26 protein-coding genes are annotated in these 25563 nt (G+C 39.4%); 20 read left to right on the top strand and 6 right to left on the bottom strand.

From position 1 onward, the window contains the following. Nucleotides 1-67: 67 nt before the first annotated feature. A complete protein-coding gene (gene mreB, locus BTA34_RS01180) occupies nucleotides 68-1111 on the bottom strand; it encodes a rod shape-determining protein MreB (RefSeq protein WP_023582893.1) in 1044 nt (347 codons plus the stop codon). A gap of 688 nt (nucleotides 1112-1799) precedes the next feature. Between mreB and BTA34_RS01175 the strand changes: the two genes are divergently transcribed. From BTA34_RS01175 to BTA34_RS01125, 11 genes are all read left to right on the top strand, one after another. Continuing rightward, nucleotides 1800-2774, top strand: coding sequence for an MDR family oxidoreductase (locus BTA34_RS01175; protein ID WP_151434170.1), 975 nt, complete (start codon nucleotides 1800-1802; stop codon nucleotides 2772-2774). A gap of 430 nt (nucleotides 2775-3204) precedes the next feature. Next, the gene (gene aroQ, locus BTA34_RS01170; RefSeq protein ID WP_006535378.1) at nucleotides 3205-3648 is read left to right on the top strand and encodes a type II 3-dehydroquinate dehydratase; all 444 of its coding nucleotides are present in this window, start codon (nucleotides 3205-3207) and stop codon (nucleotides 3646-3648) included. Nucleotides 3649-3681: 33 nt separating this feature from the next. Then, nucleotides 3682-4152 carry an acetyl-CoA carboxylase biotin carboxyl carrier protein gene (gene accB, locus BTA34_RS01165; RefSeq protein WP_023582895.1) on the top strand — a complete coding sequence of 157 codons (471 nt, stop codon included), beginning with the start codon at nucleotides 3682-3684 and terminating at the stop codon, nucleotides 4150-4152. A 12-nt stretch (nucleotides 4153-4164) separates the two neighbouring features. Then, on the top strand, nucleotides 4165-5514 hold the full coding sequence (gene accC, locus BTA34_RS01160) for an acetyl-CoA carboxylase biotin carboxylase subunit (RefSeq protein WP_109371980.1): 1350 nt from the start codon (nucleotides 4165-4167) through the stop codon (nucleotides 5512-5514). 272 nt (nucleotides 5515-5786) lie between these two features. Next, the gene (locus BTA34_RS01155; protein ID WP_151434169.1) at nucleotides 5787-6035 is read left to right on the top strand and encodes a YhdT family protein; all 249 of its coding nucleotides are present in this window, start codon (nucleotides 5787-5789) and stop codon (nucleotides 6033-6035) included. Further along, nucleotides 6025-7470, top strand: coding sequence for a sodium/pantothenate symporter (panF, locus tag BTA34_RS01150; protein ID WP_151436712.1), 1446 nt, complete (start codon nucleotides 6025-6027; stop codon nucleotides 7468-7470). Before BTA34_RS01155 ends, panF begins: the two co-directional genes overlap by 11 nt. A gap of 23 nt (nucleotides 7471-7493) precedes the next feature. Next, nucleotides 7494-8375, top strand: coding sequence for a 50S ribosomal protein L11 methyltransferase (gene prmA, locus BTA34_RS01145; protein ID WP_151434168.1), 882 nt, complete (start codon nucleotides 7494-7496; stop codon nucleotides 8373-8375). Nucleotides 8376-8696: 321 nt separating this feature from the next. Next, entirely contained in the window at nucleotides 8697-9668 is a 972-nt protein-coding gene (dusB, locus tag BTA34_RS01140; RefSeq protein WP_072063792.1) for a tRNA dihydrouridine synthase DusB, read from the top strand. Between the two features lie 20 nt (nucleotides 9669-9688). Next, entirely contained in the window at nucleotides 9689-9985 is a 297-nt protein-coding gene (gene fis / locus BTA34_RS01135) for a DNA-binding transcriptional regulator Fis (protein WP_004245342.1), read from the top strand. A gap of 238 nt (nucleotides 9986-10223) precedes the next feature. After that, on the top strand, nucleotides 10224-10856 hold the full coding sequence (locus BTA34_RS01130; protein WP_151434167.1) for a hypothetical protein: 633 nt from the start codon (nucleotides 10224-10226) through the stop codon (nucleotides 10854-10856). A gap of 1 nt (nucleotide 10857) precedes the next feature. After that, nucleotides 10858-11610, top strand: a complete 753-nt coding sequence (locus BTA34_RS01125) for a DUF3307 domain-containing protein (protein WP_151434166.1) — start codon at nucleotides 10858-10860, stop codon at nucleotides 11608-11610. Nucleotides 11611-11614: 4 nt separating this feature from the next. Here BTA34_RS01125 and BTA34_RS01120 read toward each other — a convergent pair whose 3' ends face one another. Continuing rightward, entirely contained in the window at nucleotides 11615-12142 is a 528-nt protein-coding gene (locus tag BTA34_RS01120; protein ID WP_265576144.1) for an SMI1/KNR4 family protein, read from the bottom strand. A gap of 140 nt (nucleotides 12143-12282) precedes the next feature. Between BTA34_RS01120 and BTA34_RS01115 the strand changes: the two genes are divergently transcribed. Further along, the gene (locus BTA34_RS01115; protein ID WP_151434164.1) at nucleotides 12283-13029 is read left to right on the top strand and encodes a hypothetical protein; all 747 of its coding nucleotides are present in this window, start codon (nucleotides 12283-12285) and stop codon (nucleotides 13027-13029) included. A 119-nt stretch (nucleotides 13030-13148) separates the two neighbouring features. After that, nucleotides 13149-14339, top strand: coding sequence for a cyanate transporter (locus BTA34_RS01110; protein ID WP_151434163.1), 1191 nt, complete (start codon nucleotides 13149-13151; stop codon nucleotides 14337-14339). Nucleotides 14340-14439: 100 nt separating this feature from the next. On the opposite strand, the gene BTA34_RS01105 is transcribed toward BTA34_RS01110, so the two are convergent. Continuing rightward, nucleotides 14440-15387 (bottom strand): carbamate kinase family protein, encoded by a 948-nt coding sequence (locus BTA34_RS01105; protein WP_151434162.1) that lies wholly within the window; start codon nucleotides 15385-15387, stop codon nucleotides 14440-14442. Between the two features lie 322 nt (nucleotides 15388-15709). After that, nucleotides 15710-16444 carry a glycerophosphodiester phosphodiesterase family protein gene (locus tag BTA34_RS01100; protein ID WP_151434161.1) on the bottom strand — a complete coding sequence of 245 codons (735 nt, stop codon included), beginning with the start codon at nucleotides 16442-16444 and terminating at the stop codon, nucleotides 15710-15712. A 174-nt stretch (nucleotides 16445-16618) separates the two neighbouring features. Here BTA34_RS01100 and ugpB point away from each other — a divergent pair, with 174 nt between their 5' ends. From ugpB to BTA34_RS01075, 5 genes are all read left to right on the top strand, one after another. After that, the gene (ugpB, locus tag BTA34_RS01095) at nucleotides 16619-17926 is read left to right on the top strand and encodes a sn-glycerol-3-phosphate ABC transporter substrate-binding protein UgpB (RefSeq protein WP_151434160.1); all 1308 of its coding nucleotides are present in this window, start codon (nucleotides 16619-16621) and stop codon (nucleotides 17924-17926) included. 62 nt (nucleotides 17927-17988) lie between these two features. Beyond that, complete coding sequence (gene ugpA, locus BTA34_RS01090; protein WP_151434159.1) at nucleotides 17989-18873, top strand: sn-glycerol-3-phosphate ABC transporter permease UgpA; 885 nt, start codon at nucleotides 17989-17991, stop codon at nucleotides 18871-18873. Then, a complete protein-coding gene (gene ugpE / locus BTA34_RS01085) occupies nucleotides 18873-19721 on the top strand; it encodes a sn-glycerol-3-phosphate ABC transporter permease UgpE (protein ID WP_151434158.1) in 849 nt (282 codons plus the stop codon). Before ugpA ends, ugpE begins: the two co-directional genes overlap by 1 nt. A gap of 1 nt (nucleotide 19722) precedes the next feature. Next, nucleotides 19723-20823: a sn-glycerol-3-phosphate ABC transporter ATP-binding protein UgpC gene (ugpC, locus tag BTA34_RS01080; protein WP_151434157.1), complete on the top strand. Its 1101-nt coding sequence runs from the start codon at nucleotides 19723-19725 to the stop codon at nucleotides 20821-20823. Between the two features lie 488 nt (nucleotides 20824-21311). Continuing rightward, a complete protein-coding gene (locus BTA34_RS01075; protein ID WP_151434156.1) occupies nucleotides 21312-22064 on the top strand; it encodes a M48 family metallopeptidase in 753 nt (250 codons plus the stop codon). 55 nt (nucleotides 22065-22119) lie between these two features. On the opposite strand, the gene BTA34_RS01070 is transcribed toward BTA34_RS01075, so the two are convergent. Continuing rightward, nucleotides 22120-22587, bottom strand: a complete 468-nt coding sequence (locus BTA34_RS01070) for a MarR family transcriptional regulator (protein ID WP_151434155.1) — start codon at nucleotides 22585-22587, stop codon at nucleotides 22120-22122. A 117-nt stretch (nucleotides 22588-22704) separates the two neighbouring features. Here BTA34_RS01070 and BTA34_RS01065 point away from each other — a divergent pair, with 117 nt between their 5' ends. Continuing rightward, complete coding sequence (locus BTA34_RS01065) at nucleotides 22705-23892, top strand: MFS transporter (RefSeq protein WP_151434154.1); 1188 nt, start codon at nucleotides 22705-22707, stop codon at nucleotides 23890-23892. Between the two features lie 11 nt (nucleotides 23893-23903). Beyond that, nucleotides 23904-24311 (top strand): aspartate 1-decarboxylase autocleavage activator PanM, encoded by a 408-nt coding sequence (gene panM, locus BTA34_RS01060; protein ID WP_151434153.1) that lies wholly within the window; start codon nucleotides 23904-23906, stop codon nucleotides 24309-24311. A 66-nt stretch (nucleotides 24312-24377) separates the two neighbouring features. On the opposite strand, the gene BTA34_RS01055 is transcribed toward panM, so the two are convergent. After that, complete coding sequence (locus BTA34_RS01055; protein ID WP_151434152.1) at nucleotides 24378-25520, bottom strand: glycerate kinase; 1143 nt, start codon at nucleotides 25518-25520, stop codon at nucleotides 24378-24380. Nucleotides 25521-25563 lie beyond the last annotated feature (43 nt).

Genomic DNA, 25563 nt, shown 5'->3' with positions numbered 1-25563 from the left:
GAAGTAAAAGAACAGGTGTTAATATTCTAACCAAGGGGGAATCCATTCTCCCTTGTTAGAATTAATCTCAATCTTCGCTAAACAGATCGCCACCGTGCATATCGATCATTTCTAATGCTTTACCACCACCACGAGCAACACACGTCAGTGGATCTTCAGCAACAATCACAGGAATACCTGTCTCTTCCATTAATAAACGGTCTAGGTTACGTAATAATGCACCACCACCGGTTAATACCATGCCGCGCTCTGAAATATCAGAAGCTAATTCTGGCGGGCATTGTTCTAATGCAACCATAACAGCGCTAACGATACCGGTTAATGGCTCCTGTAAGGCTTCAAGAATTTCATTAGAGTTTAAAGTAAAGCTACGAGGTACACCTTCTGCAAGGTTACGACCACGAACTTCAATCTCATTGACTTCATCAGAAGGATAAGCTGAACCGATATCGTGTTTGATACGTTCTGCGGTTGCTTCACCAATCAGTGAACCGTAGTTACGACGCACATAGTTAATGATAGCTTCATCAAAGCGGTCACCGCCGATACGAACAGAAGAAGAATAAACGACACCGTTTAATGAAATCACGGCAACTTCTGTTGTACCACCACCAATATCGACCACCATAGAGCCTGTTGCTTCAGAAACAGGTAAACCAGCACCGATTGCCGCAGACATAGGCTCTTCAATTAAGAACACTTCGCGAGCGCCCGCACTTAATGCGGATTCACGAATAGCTCTGCGTTCTACTTGAGTGGCTCCTACTGGTACACAAACTAATACACGAGGACTTGGACGCATAAAGCTATTGTTATGAACCTGTTTTATGAAGTGCTGAAGCATTTTTTCGGTTACATAAAAATCAGCAATCACACCGTCTTTCATTGGACGGATAGCAGCGATATTCCCAGGTGTACGCCCTAACATCTGTTTGGCTTCATGCCCTACAGCGGCAACACTTTTTGATGTGCCAGCGCGATCTTGACGAATAGCGACGACGGAGGGTTCATCGAGAACAATACCCTGCCCTTTGACATAAATAAGGGTATTGGCGGTACCCAAGTCAATAGACAAATCGTTGGAAAACATGCCACGAAATTTTTTAAACATACGAAAGGATAATCCTGCAAGCCGGGACGGAAAAATCCGTCTACTCTATCAACCACAATAAGCAGCGACAAGGCGCGATTCACTACTTAGATTAAAGTGGACACGTAAATAATCTTAAAGGCACAATATTCTACGTTACTTTTCCCAATTGGAGCAGAAAAAAACTGCATAAAAATGGGCTAATTAGAACGATTAACGCATAATTTCGATCTTACGCTGTTCATATTTGACTTATGTAACAATACAAACAACGCTCATATCAATAAAGAAAAATCTCACTTCGTTGCCAAACTGTGACTCAAAAGTCTCATTGCAAGTTCAAATAAAATTTATTCATTTGAATAAGCACCATGACTCTATTGATATTAAATGGTGTTTCACTGGCAAAGTTTGACTGAGATAACAACCCAAGTACCCACCTCGAATACTTATAAGGCAACACATTATCTTTATTTCAAGCAATAAAGAGAAATGCTAATTTTTATCCAATCGTAAACCATTAACGGTGTTATCTAATTACCAAGAGATAAAACTCAGAATAATCTCTGCACCAATAAACGTAGAACCCCCGTTTATACACTAAAAAAGAATTATTTGTCTCATTATTACAATAGATATTGTGCACAATCACGACGAGATCTAAAAAATCACCTATCATGACACAAATAGAAATCGATGAGGGGTCCAAATGAGAGCATTATTAGTAGAACAAAATGACAATAAACTCAGTGCCAACGTACAAAACATTGATGAAAAAACACTGCCTATTCATGATGTTATTGTCGATATTCATTACTCAACGCTTAACTATAAAGATGGGCTAGCAATCACAGGCAAGGGAAAAATACTGCGCCAATTTCCAATGGTGCCAGGTATCGATTTTTCGGGTGTTGTTCATCACACCGAAGATCCTCGTTTCCACATTGGTCAACATGTCTTATTAACTGGCTGGGGAGTAGGTGAAAATCACTGGGGTGGTCTTGCACAAAAAGCAGGTGTAAAAGGTGATTGGTTAACCGTTGTACCAGAAGGGCTATCTTTAAAAAATGCCATGATAATTGGGACTGCAGGTTTTACTGCCATGTTGTGTGTTATGGCATTAGAACAAGGCGGTATTACACCTGAAAGTGGTGATATTTTAGTCACTGGAGCCAGCGGTGGTGTCGGAAGCACTGCCATTAGTTTACTAACAACATTAGGCTATCAAGTTACCGCATTAAGTGGCAGAGCGAGTAACCATGACTATTTACGCAAACTCGGTGCCAAAAATATTATCACTCGTGAAGAGTTGGAGCCTGTAGGCAGAGCTTTAGATAAACAACGCTGGGCGGGTGCAATTGATACCGTAGGTGGGCAAATCCTTGCCAATATTCTGTCACAGACAAACTATAACGGCACAGTAGCGGCTTGTGGATTAGCGGGTGGTTTCTCTTTGCCAACAACCGTTATGCCTTTTATTTTACGTAATGTTCGCTTACAAGGCGTCGATTCTGTTTATTTCCCCGCAGAAAAACGCGCTCAAGTTTGGCAACGTTTATTAAAATTACTACCAGATACGTTCTATCAGCAAGCGATGACAGAAATTACACTTGATGAAGTCCCTCGTTATGCTCAGATGATTATGGATAACCAAGTGACAGGAAGAACCTTAGTAAAACTCTAATTCGCGGTTTTTATCTGCTTATTTCTGGCATTAATTCACTTTATTTAGTGCCAGAATAAGCTTCTTTGTGTGTGAAATGGACATTTAATTGTGATACAGATCACATTTATGATATATATTGATGATTGATCTCAAAGAAGTTCAGATTTCCAGTGACATCAATAAATAACGTGGTGTTATGATCGTTTTTTAGACACTTGTTTATTTTGCTTTCTCGCGTTTACAATCTTGTAAAATCTTTTCACTTTTCATCAAAATAAACCCTTCATTCCCTGATTAGACCAGTATTTTGCTGTTATCTTCTGTGAAATGTCTATAATGTCGGACTTTGTGATATGTATCGTAGCATTGGATACAATAAAAGATGACAAAACGAAAAGCACAGGTTATTTTGTCATTTCGTTGACGAATTGACGGAGATAGAAGCATAATGTCGGAAAATTTTCATATTTTGCTCCTGAATGGTCCGAATCTAAACCTGCTTGGAACAAGAGAGCCGGAAACCTACGGACACTTAACTCTGGATGATATCGTTCAAAGTTTGTCAGCAGATGCTCAGGCATTAAATGTGAAACTCAGCCATTTTCAGTCTAACGCTGAATTTGAGCTGATAAATAAAATTCATGCGGCTCGGGGTAATGTCGATTATATATTAATCAACCCTGCGGCTTTCACGCATACCAGTGTTGCACTGCGTGATGCATTATTAGGGGTGAATATTCCATTTATTGAAATTCACCTGTCCAATGTCTACAGTCGGGAGCCTTTCCGCCACCATTCATATCTTTCTGATATCGCAACAGGCGTAATCTGTGGATTAGGTGCAGAAGGTTATCGATTTGCTTTACAGGCAGCGGTCAGCCGCTTGTCTTAATAAAAAACATCAAAAAGAGTACGGAATCAACTCATGGATATTCGTAAAATTAAAAAACTGATCGAGCTAGTCGAAGAGTCTGGCATTTCTGAACTGGAAATCTCTGAAGGTGAAGAGTCAGTACGTATTAGTCGTAACTCTGGTCTTCAGGGTCAAATGGCTCCTCAGCAATATTTTGCGGCACCAGTGGCACCTCAACCTGCATTAGCAAATGCAGTTGCGCCTGTAGCGCCAGAAACACCAGCGGCTACACCAACGCAAGAAATTAGCGGTCACGTTGTTCGTTCACCAATGGTCGGAACGTTCTACCGCTCACCAAGCCCTGAAGCTAAGAAATTTGTTGAAGTCGGTCAGCAAGTCAATGTAGGCGATACTCTGTGCATCGTTGAAGCAATGAAAATGATGAACCAGATTGAGTCTGACAAAGCGGGTGTTGTTAAATCTATCCTTTGCCAAGATGGCGACAACGTTGAGTTTGACGCTCCACTCTTTGTTATCGAATAACGAGGCAGGTCCATGCTAGAAAAAATCCTCATTGCCAACCGTGGTGAGATTGCACTGCGTATCCTAAGAGCATGTAAAGAGCTTGGGATCAAAGCAGTTGCTGTTCACTCCACGGCAGACCGTGATTTAAAACACGTTCTGCTGGCAGACGAGACTATCTGTATTGGTCCCGCTGCTTCAGCAAAAAGTTACCTAAATATCCCTGCAATTATTGCAGCGGCTGAGATCAGTGGCGCACAAGCCATTCATCCAGGATACGGTTTCCTGTCTGAAAATGCTGATTTCGCAGAGCAAGTTGAACGCTCTGGCTTTATTTTTATCGGCCCTAAAGCTGAAACCATCCGCCTAATGGGTGATAAAGTTTCTGCTATCGAAGCGATGAAAAAAGCCGGTGTTCCTTGTGTACCAGGATCAGACGGTCCTTTAGGTAACGACACTGCGAAAAATATTGAAATTGCTAAACGTATTGGCTACCCAGTTATCATCAAAGCCTCTGGTGGCGGCGGTGGACGCGGTATGCGTGTTGTTCGTGCTGAAAAAGATCTTGAACAATCCATTACAATGACGCGTGCAGAAGCAAAAGCGGCATTTAGCAACGACATGGTATACATGGAAAAATACCTTGAAAATCCGCGCCATGTGGAAATTCAAGTTATGGCTGATGGTCAAGGTAATGCAATCTATTTGGCTGAACGTGATTGCTCAATGCAACGTCGTCACCAAAAAGTTGTTGAAGAGGCACCAGCACCGGGTATTACCCCAGAGATCCGTAAAAATATCGGCGAACGCTGTGCGAACGCATGTATTGAAATCGGCTATCGTGGTGCAGGTACATTCGAATTCCTGTATGAAAATGGTGAATTCTACTTTATTGAGATGAACACCCGTATTCAGGTTGAACATCCAGTAACAGAAATGATCACTGGCATCGACTTAATCAAAGAACAGTTACGCATTGCATCTGGCTTACCTTTATCAGTAACGCAAGATCAAGTTAACGTTCATGGTCATGCAATTGAATGTCGTATCAACGCAGAAGATCCAAAAACCTTCATGCCAAGCCCGGGTACAATTACTCGCTTCCACTCACCAGGTGGATTTGGTGTACGTTGGGAATCGCATATTTACGCAGGTTATACTGTTCCACCTCACTATGATTCAATGATTGGTAAATTGATCACTTACGGTGAAACACGCGAAATCGCGATCTCTCGTATGAAAAATGCGTTGGCGGAACTTATCATTGATGGTATTAAAACCAATATTGAACTGCACCAGTTCATTATGAATGATGAGAATTTCCAAAAAGGTGGTACAAACATTCACTACCTTGAAAAACGTTTAGGTTTAGCTGAGAAATAATATTTCTCGCTTAACAAGAAAAGGCATAGTTTACGTACTATGCCTTTTTTATTGCTAATAACCCGCCATAAACAGATCCATATAGGACAAATTAAGCGCATTTCTTAATTAAAACCCGTACTGTTTTCTTTCATATTTATATTTAAAAACAATAAGATAATCTATTTTCAATATTCCCTGATGACTTTGTGATTAATTTTCACTGAATCAATACTCACTTTCCCGTACAATCCTCCCATTCATTTTTAACCCTATTAAGATTGGGAGAACAGATGGACAAACGTTTTGTTCAGGCCCACAAAGAAGCCCTTTTGGCCCTAATTTTAACTTTTATGTATTTGTTGGGTTGGTTAATTACCGCCTATTTACCTGATAACACACTAGGCATTACTGGTTTACCTCTTTGGTTTGAGCTTTCATGCTTATTCTTACCTGTTTTGTTTTTTCTGTTGTGCTATCTGATGGTGCGCTACTTTTTCAAAGATCTGCCGTTAGGAGATGAGCATGACGATGCAAACTGAGGTCATAGTGCCACTGATTGGCTACCTTCTACTGGTCTTTCTGCTGTCGGCTTATGCTTATCGTAAGCGTGAAAAAGGCGAATTTCTTAACGAATATTTTCTTGGTAACCGCTCAATGGGTGGCTTCGTACTAGCCATGACTATCACTGCAACTTATGTCAGTGCAAGTTCCTTTATTGGCGGACCGGGGGCTGCCTATAAATACGGTATTGGTTGGGTATTACTTTCGATGATCCAACTCCCCGCTATTTGGCTCTCTTTGGGTGTTTTAGGGAAGAAATTTGCCATTTTAGCGCGTCGTTATAATGCGGTTACCTTAAACGACATGCTGTATGCTCGTTACAAAAGTCGCTTCCTCGTCTGGTTTGCCAGTTTAAGCCTGTTAGTCGCTTTTGTCGGCGCTATGACGGTGCAATTTATTGGTGGAGCGCGCTTATTAGAAACAGCAGCAGGCATTCCTTATGAATTCGGCTTGTTGATCTTTGGGATCTCCATTGCGCTGTATACTGCGATTGGTGGATTTAGAGCCAGCGTATTAAACGATGCCTTACAAGGTCTGGTGATGCTACTTGGTACATTTATTCTCCTGTTTGCCATTATCTATAAAGCAGGCGGATTAGATGTTGCGATACAAAAACTCAATACCATCGATCCTGCATTAACCTCTCCTCAAGGAGCTGATGGGATTTTAAGTGGTCCGTTTATGGCATCATTTTGGGTACTTGTCTGTTTTGGTGTGATTGGTTTGCCACATACTGCGGTGCGTTGCATTTCTTACAAAGATAGCAAAGCCATGCATAAAGGGATCATCATTGGCACAATTGTCATGTCACTATTGATGTTTGGTATGCACTTTGCTGGCGCATTAGGTCGGGCTATCATTCCTGATCTAACGGTTCCTGATCAAGTTATTCCAACATTAATGGTTGAAGTATTACCGCCTATTGCAGCAGGCATTTTCCTTGCAGCACCTATGGCTGCCATTATGTCAACGATAAATGCGCAACTGTTACAATCGTCAGCAACGTTGGTCAAAGATCTCTATCTCAATATCGCGCCGCATGCAATAACTAATGAGAAACGCATCTCTCGTTTATCGAGCCTTTCAACCTTGATTTTAGGTGTATTACTGCTGTTTGCAGCATGGAATCCACCCTCAATGATTATTTGGCTTAACTTACTTGCTTTTGGTGGCCTACAAGCTGTTTTCTTATGGCCTTTAGTACTGGGTCTTTATTGGGAAAAAGCTAACCGTTATGGTGCTATTGCGGGCATGATCATAGGTGCCACGCTCTATGCCACCCTTGCGACATTTAATATCCAGATAGCTGGATTCCACCCCATTGTTCCGTCACTGCTATTGAGCTTAATCGCGTTTCTTGTGGCTAATCGATTTGGAGAGCATACTCTGCCTCAATCAGCATCATTACAGTGAATTCGTTTTTAAAGAGACTAATTATGCCTTGGATACAATTAAGACTTAATGCAACCGCCGCTAATGCAGAAGCCATTGGTGATGAATTGGTTGAAAGCGGTGCCGTTTCAGTGACTTTCCAAGATAGTCACGACACCCCTATTTTTGAACCTTTACCGGGTGAAACTCGTCTTTGGGGTGATACTGATGTTATCGGTTTATATGATGCAGAAACTGACATGAAAATCGTTGTGGCGATGTTAGAAAATACGCCATTACTCGGTCGAGGCTTCCTGCACAAAGTTGAACAACTCGAAGATAAAGATTGGGAACGTGAATGGATGGATAACTTCCACCCAATGCGTTTCGGTGAGCGTTTATGGATTTGCCCAAGCTGGCGTGAAGTGCCCGATCCTAACGCTGTAAACGTCATGCTAGACCCTGGACTTGCATTTGGTACAGGTACCCACCCTACGACTTCATTGTGCCTTCAGTGGCTTGATGGCTTAGATTTAGCGGGTAAAACGGTTATCGACTTCGGTTGTGGTTCTGGCATTCTAGCTATTGCGGCATTAAAACTGGGTGCAGCAAAAGCAATTGGTATTGATATCGATCCTCAAGCCATTCAAGCAAGCCGTGATAATGCGCAGCGTAATGGCGTTTCTGACGCACTCACACTGTATCTGGCAAAAGACCAACCAGATAACCTCAAAGCCGATGTTGTTGTCGCTAATATTTTAGCCGGTCCATTGCGTGAACTTGCACCTGTTATCAGTACACTGCCGCGTCAAGGTGGACACCTAGGTCTTTCTGGTGTGTTAGCGACACAAGCAGAAGGTGTAGCAGCCGCCTATGAAGGACTATTTAACTTAGATCCTGTTGCTGAAAAAGAAGAGTGGTGTCGTATTACCGGCGTGAAAAAATAACACCGAACAAATATTAACCAAAATGAGATAGTCTCATTGAGTTAAAATTTCACTTAATTATTGTTTATCAGGCATTAATCACATTTTTGCCTGATAAACTTTACTTAGTTTCACTTGTTTATCAATTCTCTATCATCAATTTTTAATTTTTTAAAAACACATAACATTATGTTTTTATTGATTAAATAATCAATTTACAAAAAATCAAGTGTAAAAAAGTAACTTTTTTTCGCAATTTGGTTAAACTTTGTCCTTTCATATCTGGCAAAAAATGCGTAATATACGCGCCCTTGCAGTCACAGTTTGGCCCTCTTTTCATCTATGCGAATCGGACAGTATCAGTTAAAAAATTGCCTTATCGCGGCTCCCATGGCTGGCGTTACAGACCGACCTTTTCGGTCGCTTTGCTATGATATGGGTGCGGGTATGACAGTTTCTGAAATGCTTTCTTCCAATCCTCAGGTTTGGCAGACAGACAAGTCTCGATTACGAATGGTACATAGTGATGAATTGGGGATCCGCTCCGTACAAATTGCAGGAAGTGATCCCGTTGATATGGCTGCCGCTGCGAAAATAAACGCAGATAGTGGCGCTCAAATTATCGACATTAACATGGGTTGCCCTGCAAAAAAGGTGAATAAAAAGCTAGCTGGTTCAGCACTACTTCGTCATCCCGACCTTGTCGCAGAGATCCTCTCTGCAGTGGTTAACGCGGTAGATGTTCCTGTTACTCTCAAGATCCGTACTGGCTGGTCACCTGATGAACGTAACTGTGTAGAGATTGCCAAATTGGCTGAACGTTGTGGTATTCAGGCTCTCACTATTCATGGACGCACACGCGAGTGTTTGTTCAAAGGGGAAGCCGAATACGACAGTATTCGGACAGTTAAGCAGAATGTTTCTATTCCCATTATTGCGAATGGAGACATAACAGACCCGCTAAAAGCCAGAGCAGTATTAGACTACACTGGAGCCGATGCTTTGATGATCGGTCGCGCTGCTCAGGGAAGACCCTGGATCTTTCGGGAAATCCAGCACTATCTGGACACAGGTGAACTGTTGCCCCCTCTGCCGATTGCAGAGGTGCAACAAATAATGCAAAAGCATGTGCGTGAGTTGCACGACTTTTACGGTCAAGGCAAAGGAACTCGCATTGCACGCAAGCATGTCTCTTGGTATCTCAAGGAACATGCCCCTGATGACCAGTTTCGGCGCTCCTTCAACGCCATAGAGGATGCCAGCGAACAGCTGGAGGCGTTGGAAGCATATTTCGAAAATTTTTTGCGTAAATAAATAAAAGAGCTGACAGAACTATGTTCGAACAACGCGTAAATTCAGACGTACTAACAGTTGCCACCGTAAATTCACAAGATCAGGTGACCCAAAAACCTTTACGTGACTCAGTTAAACAAGCACTGAAGAACTATTTTGCTCAATTAAATGGTCAAGATGTTAATGACTTATATGAGCTAGTATTGGCTGAAGTTGAACAGCCATTGTTGGACATGGTAATGCAGTACACCCGTGGCAACCAAACGCGTGCAGCACAAATGATGGGCATTAACCGCGGCACACTGCGTAAGAAACTGAAAAAATACGGCATGAACTGATCCTAGTCAGTTAGGTCTATTTTTATAAAAAGCCTTTTCTGGTTTTTCCAGAAAAGGCTTTTTTGTTGCCTATTTTTCACGCTTGCTCTATAACATAAATCATTAAGTTACCAAATATGGTAACATTTTAGTAAGTTACCAAATATGGTAACATTCTCTTTTGTCTTTCAATTAAATAACTGAGTAAAAGATCACTATACTCATTCTATTTCTCTCACAAAATAATAAGAGCAAGCTAATGAATAAAGACATCGTAAGTGTGATTACAGGTGATATCATAGACTCTAGAAACATCACACCCGAAAACTATGATGTTATGCTCTATACCTTGGAGCAGACGGTTCAATTACTCTCAGAACAGTTACCACTTAAATATGACAGATATCGCGGTGACTCCTTCCAACTTGTTTGCTTACACGCTTGTGATGCCATTAAAGTTGCTATCGTTATTCAATTAGCATTGAAAACGTCAGAATTAAACATCAGTGCTCGTCAAAGTATTGGTATCGGCCAAATTAATTCATTGCGTAATGATATTAGAACATCAATGGGTGAAGCCTTTATCTTATCGGGCGAAGGATTAGATAAGATGAAAAGTGAAATATTAACAATATCTACATCAGATAAAGAATTTCAAAAAAACATTACTTTAGTGACTAAATACGTAGATATACAACTTAAAGAAATAACTCGAGCACAAGCGCAAGTTTTACTTAAATATATGGTTAATGAAGATAAATCTCATTATGCTATTGCCAGTGAATTAAAAAAATCGAGAAGTAATATTACTCGATTATTGAACGCTAGCCACTACCAGTTAATAGATGAATATATTCAATACTTTAATTATTTAATTAACAAGGCTTATTGATATGTATAATTTTACGCTTCTTATTTCTCTCTATATTGCTCATATTGCTTTTGATTTTTATTTACAACCTAAAGCATGGATAGAAGCGCGAAATACTCTGCATTACAAATCTAAAGAGCTTTACTTACACTCACTACTGCACGCTGGAATAACCTTTATTATTCTAGTTTTAATGTCTGAGATAAGTTTTAGTCTTATTTTCATTTATAGTGTAATTATATTAATAACACATTATTTTTTTGATCTTGGTAAATCTTATACTGACAACTCTTTAAGATGGCTTATTACTGATCAAGCTCTTCATTTATTCGTGATTACCTTTTTATGGATAATGCTTGTTGATCAAAATACTCAAATATTCCACGATATTAGTTTTAAAAATATTAACTACAAATATCTTATTGTTATTCTTGCCTACATCATTATTTTAAAGCCTATTTCTAGCCTTATTTATATGTTACTAAAGAAATGGACACCTGTTGCAGTAGAAGGCTCTACACTTGTTTCTGCGGGTCAATCGATTGGTTATTTAGAAAGAACACTAATCTTAACTTTTATTCTTTTAAATCAATTTGCAGCAATTGGCTTTTTATTAGCAGCTAAATCAATATTTAGATTTGGTGAATTACAAAATGATCAAGATAAAAAGCTAACAGAATATGTTATGTTAGGCACACTGATTAGCTTTAGCATTTCTATCTTTATTGGACTTGCTACTTCCTATTTTGTGACTCAACTCCCCATAGGAAAATAACTCATCAAACTTCTGGGCTAAATATCATTTTTTCTGATGGAAATTCCTCGGGGAATGATTGGCAACGAATTCGTTTTGATAAAACTCCCTCTAAAAACCCTGTCAGACTCTCTGCAATAAATTCTACCTCTGATCCTCTAGATGGAATAATTGCCATTGTCCAAAGCTCACTATTTTCTGATAAAACAACCCAAAAAAGCGTATCACCATTATCCGTAACACCAATGGGTAAAAGCCCATTACATTTTGGATATAGAACAAAACGATAGTAATTAGGATCATCATTGATTAATGAGCTGAAATCTTCAAGGATCTGCTCTTTTTGCTGGAAAAAATTAAGGTACTCATTTTGGCTAAAGGGGTTAAATAACGTTATAAAATCAGCTACCTGACCTGAACCATATTGTGTGATAAACGCAATATAATCTTTGGGAAAGGCATATTTGTTATCAATTAATGGCCATCTCTCTTCTTTTCCATTTTCATATATTACAGAAGGAATAGGTAGTTGCTGATTTAATGCCGTTAACATCACTATCTCACTTATTTGAGTTCTATTACGCCGTGTAATGTATGGTATTTTAGAGTGAATATCACTTTTATCATAATCATGCAGATAGTTATCACTCTATTACCCTAGTAAATAAACCTATATTTAAAAGAAAACAAACCATGACCACACCCGTACGTACCATTACTTTTATTGATAGCGCCTATCCGAAATCCCATAAAATTACCGAAATTGTCTGGTCAGGTCGATTAGATAAACATGGTCAACTTTGGTTTGATCTTCATCTTAGAAGTGCCGATTACTATTTAAGTGAAGGGGAGGATTATCTGGATGATATCGACGAAGATGAATCAGATGACGAAGAAGAATATACCAGCTTAGCTCACTGGCAAGCTCCCATTGTTTGGGATAATTATCACTGTTGTACACTCTCCTCAACTTATTGGTTTGACGACCAAGGTATTTTGCTCAGCACAGGAAATACTCTGTTCGATTTTGATAACTTTATTACTCATCAATTTAATGTTGATATTGCCCCTCAAATCGATAGTGATACTGATGAATATGAAGAAAAAGCAGAAGTCCCTGCTTTCAGTATTTACTTATTAGGTCATGATGCATGTAAAAATCATCAAATTTACTTCCAACGCCAACAAGATAATACTTATCACATTAATTGGTCTGGAAAAATCGCACTCTTTTATGCAGGGTTTGATGAGTTTATTCATCAATTTAGTGCACAACTTGAAAACATCCCTTTTGATGGTTTTTATTTCCCTAAATCGTGGGATTTAGATAAAGCAGCCCTCGAATTTAAGAAGGTACTTTCTCATTTTGAACATTATGAGTTTGTATTAATTAATCCTAACAGCCAGATTAAACAGTGGAAATTGAAATACATCGCTTAAATGGCATGATGATTAATTAAAATACCTAATGTTATTTATGTTGATATAAAATCCCTCATCTGTTTATATCAACATTGTCCATAAAGCAGGCAATATTTATTGTTTATCAGGGAATTATAATGACTGCCTTACCAAGAAAAAAAACATGGCAGATTGTCCTGACGATTATTTTAGTCGGGATAAATTTACGCCCCTTCTTAACTGGCCCCGGCCCTGTTATTGATAATATTATTGCCTCAACAGGAATGAGCTATAGCCAAGTCTCATTACTCACGCTATTACCCATGCTTTTAATGGGTATAGGCGCACTAATCGTTCCTTTCTTACAGTCTTATATTCAAGTACGTAAAGGGCTTTTAGTCGCAATGTTGATGCTTCTTATAGGCTCCTTTTCTCGAGCTTATGTTTCTGATGGCAATCAGCTATTACTGACCGCCCTCTTTTGCGGTTTGAGCGTTGCCTATATTCAAGCGGTATTTCCTGGCATTATTAAAGGGTGGTTTGGCAATCGAACACCTATCATGATGGGGTTATATTCCGCAATGCTAATGGGGGGAGGCGCACTCGGAGCGCAATTATCCCCTCTTCTTACTGCCAGTTATGGTCATTGGCAAAGTGCTTTAGCGTGGTTTGCTCTTCCAGCAGGATTGGCATTTGTCGCTATTCTTTTTTCAATTCAAAACAATGCCGCATCTGCCAATAAAATGTCACTAAATACCTTAATTTGGCGCCCCAGAACGGGCTTGCTTATTTTAGGTTTTGGTTGCGTTAATGCAGGTTACGCCTCTGTTGTGACATGGTTGGCACCTTTTTACCAATCGTTAGGAATGCCAAGTGCGCAAAGTGGCTCTCTTGTCGCTATCCTTTCTCTTTTTCAAGCCTCTGCCGCTTTAATTATTCCTTTCTTAGCGGCTAAAAATCACGATAGGCGTTTTTGGCTTACGATAACATTAATCAGCCAATTTATAGGTTTTGGCACAATCATGACTATTCCAATGAGCGCCCCTTATCTTTGGAGTATTTTCTTAGGTTGTGGCTTAGGTGGATGTTTTTCCATGATGATGATTGTCGCGCTCGATCATATTCCTGATCCTGCACAAGCGGGCGCTCTATCAGCCTTAATGCAAGGTGGTGGCTTTATTATTGCTGCGTTTGGACCGTTAGTTGCTGTGCTATTACGTCAACCAGACGGAAGCTTTACTTATGCATGGGCATTTCATGCCGTTTTAGTGATTATCACGATAGGATTATTTGCACGATTAAATCCGCGACATTACGCAAAAGCCTATCCGGCTAATCACACTATTTAATCATCAATATATTAAGAAGCTCTGCATAAAATAAGCGCCTTACTCTTTTATAAATAAGGCGCTTATCAATTAAATAACAGAGTATTTTTGATTGCGAAAATTAAGCAATAATATGCGTTCCTGTTTCGCCTTTTAACGCTGAAGCCAGTTTTTCTGGTGTTGTGATAATCACTCTTTTTCCACCCGCAGCTAAAAATGAGAGGCTGGCTTCAATTTTAGGAAGCATACTGCCCGGTGGAAAATGCCCTTCATGCATATATTGTGTCATTTCTTCAATCGACGTTTCACCCAATGCTTTTTGTTCTGGTTGACCGAAATGAATACAGACTTTTTCAACACCCGTGGTGATGATAAGAATATCGGCATGTAATTCTTTTGCGAGCAATGTTGATGAGAGATCTTTATCAATAACCGCATCAACACTTTGGTAATTACCCTGTTCATTTTTAATAACTGGAATACCACCACCACCTACTGCAATCACGACATAACCACATTCAGATAGTGATTTAATTGCTTTAGATTCAACAACATGTTGAGGAATTGGCGAGGCAACAACACGACGATAACCACGACCAGAATCTTCAACAAAATGCCATTGAGGATTTTCTTGCTTTAATTGCACCATCTCTTGTGCAGAGAAAAATGCACCTATAGGTTTTGTGGGAGAAACAAAATTGGGATCGTTTTTATCGACTTCAACTTGTGTGATAAGGGTAATGGCTTGTTTATGTTGTTGAACACGAAGCTTATTCGTTAATGCTTGTTGTATTAAATAACCAATGCCACCTTGTGTATCTGCCACACAGTTGGCTAAAGGTGTTAACGGCAAACCTTCTTGCACATGCGCCACTTCAGCGCGACGCAAATCAAGCCCTACTTGTGGCCCGTTACCATGAGTTAAAACAATATTATACCCTTCAGCCACCATATCACTAATATGGGCTGCAACCTCTTGTACTGCTTGTTCTTGATGAGCGATAGACTGGCTAGCATTGTCTTTAATAATACTGTTGCCTCCAATGGCAACAACAACGAGTTCTTTCATATTTCACTCTCAATAATATTATTGGCAATTAAAGTAGAAATAATGCACCTCTACTCTTAGAGGTTGGGTTGATAAGGTCGCCATATTCGCTAACCATTTTCCCATTTTTATTTTTAATGAGATGAATATTATCGTGTTGAATAATATCTATTCATTAATTGCGCAGGATAATAGCAGAGAATGTAAAGAAAGCATCTATTACTCAACGTTTCTCTTATTTAATTTCTGCAATTAAGATACGGAAAGAAAAGGATAAAAGGCGTCATCAAACATCTCAATAACGCCTTATTCAATACCAATAAGCAGGATTGTTAGTGCTTTTTCATTTTGCTAGTTGATCAACATTGGGCAGATAAACATCAGGCATATCTGTGATCAGCATATCAACGCCCCATTGCTCAAAATCTTTCACTTCTTCAGGATCATTCGGGGTATAGCAATAAATTTCATAGCCGGCTTGTTTTAACAATTGTGCTTGTTCTTGCGTAAGATATTGGTAATTACAATGCACACTAAAACCATCAATCGCTTTTAGTGTTTCTAACGCATTATCAGGGATCTCATCCCATAATTGCCCTCTGCGAATCAAAGGAAGGTATCGTTTCATAACGATAAGTGCATGCGTATCAAAAGAAGAAAATAGAATTTGCTCATTCGGAATATCTGCACTTTTTATCATGTCAGAAACCGCTAAACATAAACGCTCAACATCATCATCAGGCCATGTCTTCAGTTCAATGTTGAGTTTTGTTCCTGAACGTTTGATGAGCTGCAATCCTTGCCTTAAAGAAGGAATTTTCTCACCTTGATAGAGCGAACTAAACCAACTTCCCGCATCAAGGCGATGTAAATCATCTAAGGTATGAAAACGCACAGCACCTTGCCCATTCGTGCAACGATTAACTGTTTTATCATGAATAAGCACAGGAACATGATCCGCGGTTAATTGCACATCCGTTTCAATCCATTCGCACCCAAAATCAATCGCCATTTTAAACGCAGCCAGTGTATTTTCAGGGGCTTTTCCAGAAAAACCTCGGTGAGCAGCTATCTTCATTTCTCTCTCCTTTTCATTTGTGCCGACATCATGACAACCATTTATGACAGCAATTTGACAGTCATACCATCAATATATCTTCATTTAATTGTCACCCATTTGTCATAAACAACATTTAGGGTAATTCGCAGATTAGATTGCACCTTTAACTTTCGATTAAAAAGGAAATTCTGCATGTCGATAAAATCAATAACAGGTCTTGCTGTTGCTATGGCGTTATTTACCTCTCCTACACACGCAAAAACACAAATTGAATGGTGGCATGCAATGGGAGGTGCGCTCGGTCAGAAAGTAAATCAAATCGCCTCTGATTTTAACGCCAGTCAATCTGAATATGAAATAAAGCCTGTTTATAAAGGCACTTACGCTGAAACAATGACCAGTGCAGTGGCTTCATTTCGCGCTAAAAACCAACCTGCTATTGTGCAAGTCTTTGAAGTGGGTACAGCCAGTATGATGGGCGCTAAAAAAGCCGTTTTTCCGGTTTATCAATTAATGGAAAAAACCCACGAACCTTTTGATCCTAATAGTTATTTATCAACCGTCACGGGCTATTACACCACCAGCGACGGCAAAATGATGTCATTACCATTTAATAGTTCAACACCAGTGCTTTACTACAATAAAACACTATTTAAAAAAGCAGGGATAGACCAACCACCAAAGACATGGAAAGAGATGGAAGTTGTATCTCAAAAACTGCTCAATTCTGGTGTTAAATGTGGGTTTACCACCACATGGCAATCATGGACACAAATCGAAAACTTTGGTGCGCGTAATAATTTGCCTATTGCGACAAAAAATAACGGTTTCGATGGTTTTGATACGACCTTCCTATTTAACAAAGCGCCTTTCGTCGCTCATATCCAACAAATGGCAGATTGGTCGAAATCCGGTATTTTCAAATATGGCGGACGCCAATCTGATGCAATGCCACTGTTTTACACTCAAGAATGCGCCATGGTGATGGAGTCATCTGCGGGTTTTGCCGGCATTAAAGAGAACATGAAAGATCTTGATATTGGTGTTAGCCAATTGCCTTACGACGATACTCTGGTACAAAAACCAGCAAATACCATTATTGGTGGTGCATCGTTATGGGTAATGTCTGGACGTCCTGATGCAGAATATAACGGTGTTGCTAAATTCTTCACCTATCTTTCAAGCCCTGAAGTTCAAGCCGATTGGCACCAAGCAACGGGTTATTTGCCAGTCACTAAAGCGGCTTATGCGTTAACACAGCAGCAAGGCTTTTATCAGCAAAACCCCGGCGCAGATACGGCAATATTGCAAATGACAACCTCTGAACCAACAGCTAATTCAAAAGGATTACGTTTTGGTAATTTCCTGCAAACTCGCGAAATCGTTGATGAAGAGTTAGAAAAAGTGTGGTCAGGAAAACAGAGTGCTCAAGTTGCGTTAGATAATGCGGTTGCGCGTGGAAATGAGCAGTTACGCCGTTTTGAACGTACTCAACAATAGTCACTTAGATTAGGCGAGCAAAGTAGCTCGCCTTCTGTTTTTATCGATTTACTGGATATTGTATGGCTTCTCAATCCATTTATTTTAAACAAAAATGGTTACCTCTCGCGCTAATTTTTCCTCAATTAGCTATCACGATTATCTTTTTCATTTGGCCTGCTGGGCAAGCGTTCTTTCAGTCATTTCAGTTAGAAGATGCATTCGGGCTTAGTCGAGAATTTGTTGGTTTTGAAAATTTTCAGCGCCTTTTTAGCAATAGTTATTACTTTGATAGTTTGATCACAACGCTTATTTTCAGTACCAGTGTCGTATTTTTATCGATGCTCTCAGCACTTATTTTGGCAGGCATTGCCGAGCAAATTTTGCGAGGTAAACTTTTTTATCGCACCATTTTAATTTCACCCTATGCCATTGCACCAGTTATTGCGGGTTTTCTTTGGTTATTTATGCTTGATCCGACGATTGGCGTATTAAGCCAACAATTAAAGAAAATAGGTATTAACTGGGACCCTGTACTTAATACACATCACGCCATGTGGATGGTGGTTTTAACGGCAACATGGAAACAAGTGAGCTATAACTTCTTATTTTTTCTTGCCGCTTTACAATCTGTACCTAAATCCTTGTTAGAGGCAGCGGCCATCGACGGCAGTGGCCCGATTAAACGCTTTATCACCATCAGTTTCCCTTTGATTTCTCCTACCACTTTTTTCTTACTCGTGGTGAATTTTGCTTATGCCTTTTTTGATACATTTGCCATTATCCATGCGATGACACAAGGAGGCCCCGGTAGTAGTACATCCACACTGGTTTATAAGGTCTATAACGATGGTTTTGTGGGATTAGATTTAGGCTCCTCCTCCGCACAATCCGTTATTTTGATGTTTATTGTCGCGATATTAACCATTATTCAATTTCGTTATGTTGAGAAAAAGGTGGCTTACTGATGGTTGAACGTAGACCTTTATTTCATGCTTTCTGCCACTTTATTCTTATTGTCGGCATACTTTCTGTTGCTTTCCCTGTCTGGATTGCACTTGTGGCAACAACACATCAAAACACCGAATTTGCCACCGGCTCTCCTCTTTGGTTTGGTACTGAAGGTATTAATATTTTTAAATCGATATTTTCACAGGCAGGCACCACGCAAAATAGCGCCATCTCTATTAATAGTATGTTATTGAATTCATTGATTATGGCGTTAGTGATCACCCTAGGGAAATTAACAATCTCGATTTTATCAGCCTACGCTGTCGTTTTCTTTCGCTTCCCAGGAAGAATGCTCGCCTTTTGGACTATCTTTTTTACGTTAATGTTACCTGTTGAAGTCCGCATTATGCCTACATTTGAGGTGGTCACTAATCTCAATATGTTGAACTCTTATGCAGGTTTAACCATTCCATTAATTGCCAGCGCCACAGCCACTTTTTTATTTCGCCAATTTTTTCTGACCATCACCCCTGAATTAATTGAAGCCGCTAAAATTGATGGCGCAGGGCCGATTAAGTTTTTTTTCACTATCTTACTTCCTCTTTCTCGCACCAATATCGCCGCCCTATTTGTTATCACCTTTATTTATGGGTGGAATCAATATCTTTGGCCAATGCTTATCACAACAGATACTCACTACTACACCATTGTAATGGGTATTAAACAGATGGTTGCGGTTTCTGATGGTGTCGTTGAATGGAATAAGATCATGGCGACCACGTTAATTGCAATGTTGCCTCCCGTCCTTATTGTCATTTTGATGCAAAGAGCCTTTATTAAAGGCTTTATTGATACGGAGAAATAATATGACAACCGTAACGCTCACTGATTTAGAAAAACGCTATCCTAATGGGCACCAAGCTATTTCGAAATTGAACCTTTCTATTGAGCAAGGTGAAATGGTGGTATTAGTTGGTCCAAGCGGTTGTGGCAAATCAACATTGCTACGAATGATTGCGGGGTTAGAAACAATTACACAAGGTGATTTATTTATTGATAATTTACGAGTTAATGAGCATGAACCTAGTGAACGTGATATTGCCATGGTGTTTCAAAACTATGCCCTTTATCCTCATATGTCCGTTTATAACAATATGGCATACGGCTTACGCAATCGAAAAACCCCCAAAGCCAAGATTGAAGAACTTGTTACAAATGCCGCCCAACTACTTGAAATCAGCCATTTACTGGATAGAAAACCCAAAGAACTTTCAGGTGGACAACGTCAACGTGTCGCAATGGGAAGAGCCATTGTTCGTGATCCTAAAGTCTTTTTATTTGATGAGCCACTTTCTAACCTTGATGCTAAATTACGGGTTCAGATGCGTCTGGAAATCAAAAAATTACAGCGAAAGCTCTCCACAACCTCTATTTATGTGACGCACGATCAGGTAGAAGCGATGACATTAGCCGATAAGCTAGTGGTGTTAAATCAAGGAAATATAGAGCAAATAGGCACACCGTTAGATATTTATCAAAGCCCGGCTTCTGTGTTTGTAGCTACTTTTATGGGTTCGCCAGCAATGAATATCTTAGATGTCCCAATTAATCATGGTGTGATTGAAATTGCTGATGGGCATATTGCCATTTCATCTCAGCATTTTCCTTATCAAGCTATTAAATTGGGCTTACGTCCTGAGCATTTAATCATTAGCCATCAACATCCTCTTTTTCATGTTGATGCTGAATTTATTGAAGCACTCGGTGCCGATGTTTTAATTTATGCCACGACTTGCGATAAGCAAAAACAACCTCTCGTTATTCGTGCGCCAAATGATCATGGTGTGAAAATTGGTAGTAGAATAGGTCTTACCATTCACCCAGAAAATCTCCATTTCTTTAATGAACAATCAGGGAAACGTATTAATCGCCCTTTTATGCTCATCAGTGAATTAATGGTTTCCTAAGGCTTTGATATCATTTTATTCACTTTCAGTTTAATCTGAATAGCGATATTTTAAATGTCGCTATTTATTTAACCATAAGCAATATATATTAAAAATATAAATTTTGTCAGAATTAAACAAATAAAATACACATCTAAATACAGCGTTACTTTGATATTATTCCAAATAAATACAAAATCGCCTTAGTCACACCTAAAGCAAGTATAATTAAATGATTTATAGCAATAAAATTCACCCCTTCAAGATCAAACCATCAATTAATTCTCTTAAATTTAAAGAAGTTAAATCTATCTTTCCATTTGTATTATCCTCAATTAAGAAAAGAGAAAATAATACAATCATGCTGAAAAAAGAGAAAAATATATATTGAGATAATATTTCTCACATAAAATACCTATATTGCACAGGCAGATAAGCACTGTTATTCTTCTGCTCGAATTTGATCTGCAATTATATAAACTGCTAAGCAGAAAAGGACTTAATAAAAAATGAAAATTAAATTACTTGCTACAGTGATGGTATCAGCAGCACTACTCTCTGGTTGTCAAAACCTCAATACAGATATGCTGACCAAATCAGGAACCCAACTTTTTCAAGCCGCGACATTAAGCGACGATGATATCAAAGCGCTAACAAATGATGCTTGTAAAGAGATGGATGCGCAAAATAAAGTTGCACCTGCAAATAGCACCTACACTAAACGTTTAAATAATATCGCTAAAGCGTTAGGTAATGAAGTTAATGGTACGCCAGTAAACTACAAAGTTTATATGACCAAAGATGTCAATGCGTGGGCAATGGCTAACGGCTGTGTACGTGTTTATAGCGGCTTAATGGACATGATGACTGATAACGAAGTTGAAGGCGTTTTAGGTCATGAAATGGGTCACGTAGCTTTAGGTCATACTCGTAAAGCGATTCAAGTTGCTCACGCAACGGTTGCAGCTCGTACAGCGGCAGCATCCGCTGGTGGTGTAGCAGCGCAATTAAGCAGCTCTCAGCTAGCTGAAATGGGAGAAAAACTGGTTAATGCTCAGTTCTCTCAACACCAAGAATCAGAAGCGGATAACTTCTCTTATGATCTGCTGAAAAAACGTGGGGTAAGCACCGCAGGTTTGGTCACAGGTTTTGATAAGTTAGCTAAATTAGGTGGTGGTGATTCAAGTATGTTTGATTCTCACCCACCATCAAAAGAGCGTGCAGATAATATCCGTAATCGCATTGCTGAAGATAAGAAATAATTATCTTGCCCCTATATTCCATAATATGGGGGTTTTCTTTTCAGTTTTATCCTTTTTACGACTGGCGAAAACAGTTTATCACATCGACAAAAAAACGGCTGATCGCTTGTTTTTCACTCTGATCATATTGCTCAAATAACGCAGACCATTTTGCTTGAGACTGTTGATGCAACACCTCATGCGCATGAAAAAGACGCTCACCTTCAGTGGTTAAGATAAAAAATATTTCTTTTTGATTATCCGCCAATTTTATTTTTTCAATAGCCTCTTTCTTTTGTAATCGACTGCAAATTTTGGACACTGCACCTCGGGTCATAGACATATATTCACTGATGGTTGTGAGATTTCTCATGCTCTCTTCACCAATACAATGGATCACATGCAGTTCTGTAAGCGAATAATTATCTAACCCATTCTCTTTTAATACTTTTTTATGAACACTATCGGCTTGTTCATCTTTAAGATGCAAAAAATCACTTAACCCTTTTAACAAGTCTTCTGTTGTCACATTCTCTTTTGCCATTTTGTTTCCTTGGAAAGAATATTTTTAAAAAATAGTACCAAAAGTATTTACAACAATCAAAATATCGCTATTATTTGTTTTGTTTCCATGGAAACAAAAACAACAAGAGGCAATATAATGAAATTATCAATCCGCAGTCTGTTTTATCTCATTTGTTTTAGCGCACTACTAGGCTCTTTGGCGCAAAATATCTATACCCCTGTACTTCCCTTGATCCAACAGCTATTTAATACCACGCTATCATTGGTTAATTTAACGGTATCTGCATTTACTTTTGCTATGGCTGTTATGCAACTGTTTTACGGCTCCTTGATTGATAAATGGGGAAGAAAACCTATTTTACTCAGTGGGTTAGCCATCTCAATTGTGGGTGCTTTGGGTTGTGTTTGGTCTGATTCTATTGGGGTATTGATTTTTTGGCGGGTGATCCAAGCTATTGGTATTGCAGCTATTCCTGTGGTTGCAGCAACTATTCTTGGCGATCTTTATCAAGGAAACGAGCGTGCTAAAGCGATGGGATCGTATCAAATGTTATTAGCGCTAGCTCCTGCCTGTGGCCCTTTATTAGGTGGATATTTAGCACAACATTATCAATATCAAGGCATTTTTATTTTCTTGGCCGTTGTCGGTATCCTATTACTTATTACGCATCTCTTTTATTTACCTGAAACACGTCCAGAACAGAAAGAAGCTTTTAAAAGCATGTCTGCAATGCAACAAGTGCTTATGGCTCCTGCGGGTAAATCCGTATTTATCATCAGTTTTATGGTGTTTTATAACTATTTTTGTTTACTGGTTTTCTTACCTTTAATTGCCTTTCATCTCTACCAGCTTAACAGTACCGAAATCGGTGGATTATATATCCCTATGTCGATTGCTCTGATTTCAGGTAGTTATCTTTACCGTAGGATCTGCCATCTATTTAATGTGGAATACGGTGTGATTATTACCTCTTGTATTAACCTGATCATGTTGACGCTATTTGCACTCTTTTGGCAAATCTCATTACCTGTAATGCTTGGCTTAACCGTGTTATATGGGCTTTCTTTAGGATTAACCATGCCAACACATACCACATTATTAGCGAGTTATTTCAGTACAATGAGAGCAACTGCAATGGGGATTTATAATTTTATTCGTTATTGTGGCATGGCGGCAGGTCCTATGATTTCGGTCTATTTTGTGACAGACAATCACTATGAGTATGTCTTTTATTCTTGTGTGATCTTCACGAGTTTGGCATTGTGTTTCAGCATTAAGACCTTAATGTCTTCATTAAAAGAAAAAAAACAAACTGCAAACTAACAGGATATTTAATGAAACTGACCATTGAAAAGCTCACACAGCCTTCAGCACAAGACCGTATTGATTTAGGCAAAATTTGGCAAGATATTCGTTATCAATCAGCCTTAAAAAACGAGATCAATAACGAGAATGTCCTCTTTGTGGCAAGATTTAATGAACGATTATTAGCCGCTTGCTGGGTTAAATTATCGGATAAGAAAGCTGTTATCACCGATTTTATGGTCAGAGAAGTAACACGCCGTCGCGGTGTTGGGCATTATTTACTGACACAATGCTTATCTGCATATCCTGAGATTACCCATTGGCAAGCAATAAGCTTATCCACCGAAGAACATGGATATGATGTTGCACATGCTTTTTTGGCACATCATCAATTTAGTCCATCACCACAATCTGATCTTTATGTTCTCAATATTTGACAATGTTCTTACTCTAAATAATTCTACAACTTGAATATATGCAACATATAGTATGACGAGTAAACGCTACGGCTTGAAATATGACGAATAATAAAGTCTCGCCACATTATAAGCCGTCTCACTAAGATTCCTTTGCGCATTATTTAACGCATCAGAAAGTGTAGAAACGCCCGGTACAATTGAAAAAACGGCATCAATACCCTGCTGATGCACCACATCGTAATCTGGTAAATAGCCACCGACTAACGCAATAACAGGAAGGTGGTATTTTTTTGCCAATTTAGCAACGCCTGTCGGTGTCTTACCTTGTGCGGATTGGCTATCCATTCGCCCTTCACCCGTTATCACTAAATCTGCATCAATTAACTGTTTTTCTAATTCAACAGTATTAGCAACCAATTCGACACCTTGCGAAAGCCTTGCTTGCGTAAAAGCCAGTAACGGCAAAGCCAATCCTCCCGCAGCGCCACTTCCTGCAATATGGATAAGACTGCGTTGCGTCATCTTTTCAAGATAAGTACCAAAATGGTGTAATGCGTTATCAAGTTGCGCAATATCGTCTTTGGTCGCGCCTTTTTGAGGGCCAAAAATAGTGGATGCCCCTTTTTCGCCACACAATGGATTAGTCACATCGCAAGCAATCTCAATTTCAACCTGTTTTAGTTTAGGATTAAGCTTCGTGATATCGACAGAGTAAAGTTGAGCTAATGATAGTCCACCAAAAGGCAAAGATGCCCCAAACTTATCTTTAAGGTCAAGACCGAGTGCTTGCATCATCCCCGCACCAGCGTCATTTGTAGCACTGCCACCTAATCCTAAAATAATTTTTTTAACGCCCATTTCAAGTGCGGCATTAATTAATTCACCCGTACCATAACTGGTCGTTAATTTGGGATCACGTTGAGATAAAGGAATAAGATGAAGACCAGAAGCTTGTGCCATTTCAATCACGGCAGTGGTGTTATCACCTAAAAGCCCCCAAGTTGCAGTCACTTTTTTACCTAAAGGCGAACACACTTGTGTAGAGATAAAACGACCTTGCGTTGCATCCACCAGCGATGTCACCGTTCCTTCGCCACCATCTGCCATGGGAATACAACAATATTGCGCATTAGGTAAATAACGTGAAAAGCCCTGTTTTATTGCCATCGCAACGTCTTTCGCACTTAAACTTTCTTTAAAAGAATCAGGGGCGATAACTATTTTCACGTTCTTTTCTCCAAGCAATAAAAAAGCGATATTTTCATATCGC

Origin of the sequence: Proteus sp. CD3, assembly GCF_008808075.1 — a bacterium.
Classification (GTDB): Bacteria; Pseudomonadota; Gammaproteobacteria; order Enterobacterales; family Enterobacteriaceae; genus Proteus; species Proteus appendicitidis.
Note: the sequence above shows the minus strand (reverse complement) of the source record. Positions and strands in the feature narration are given on the sequence as shown.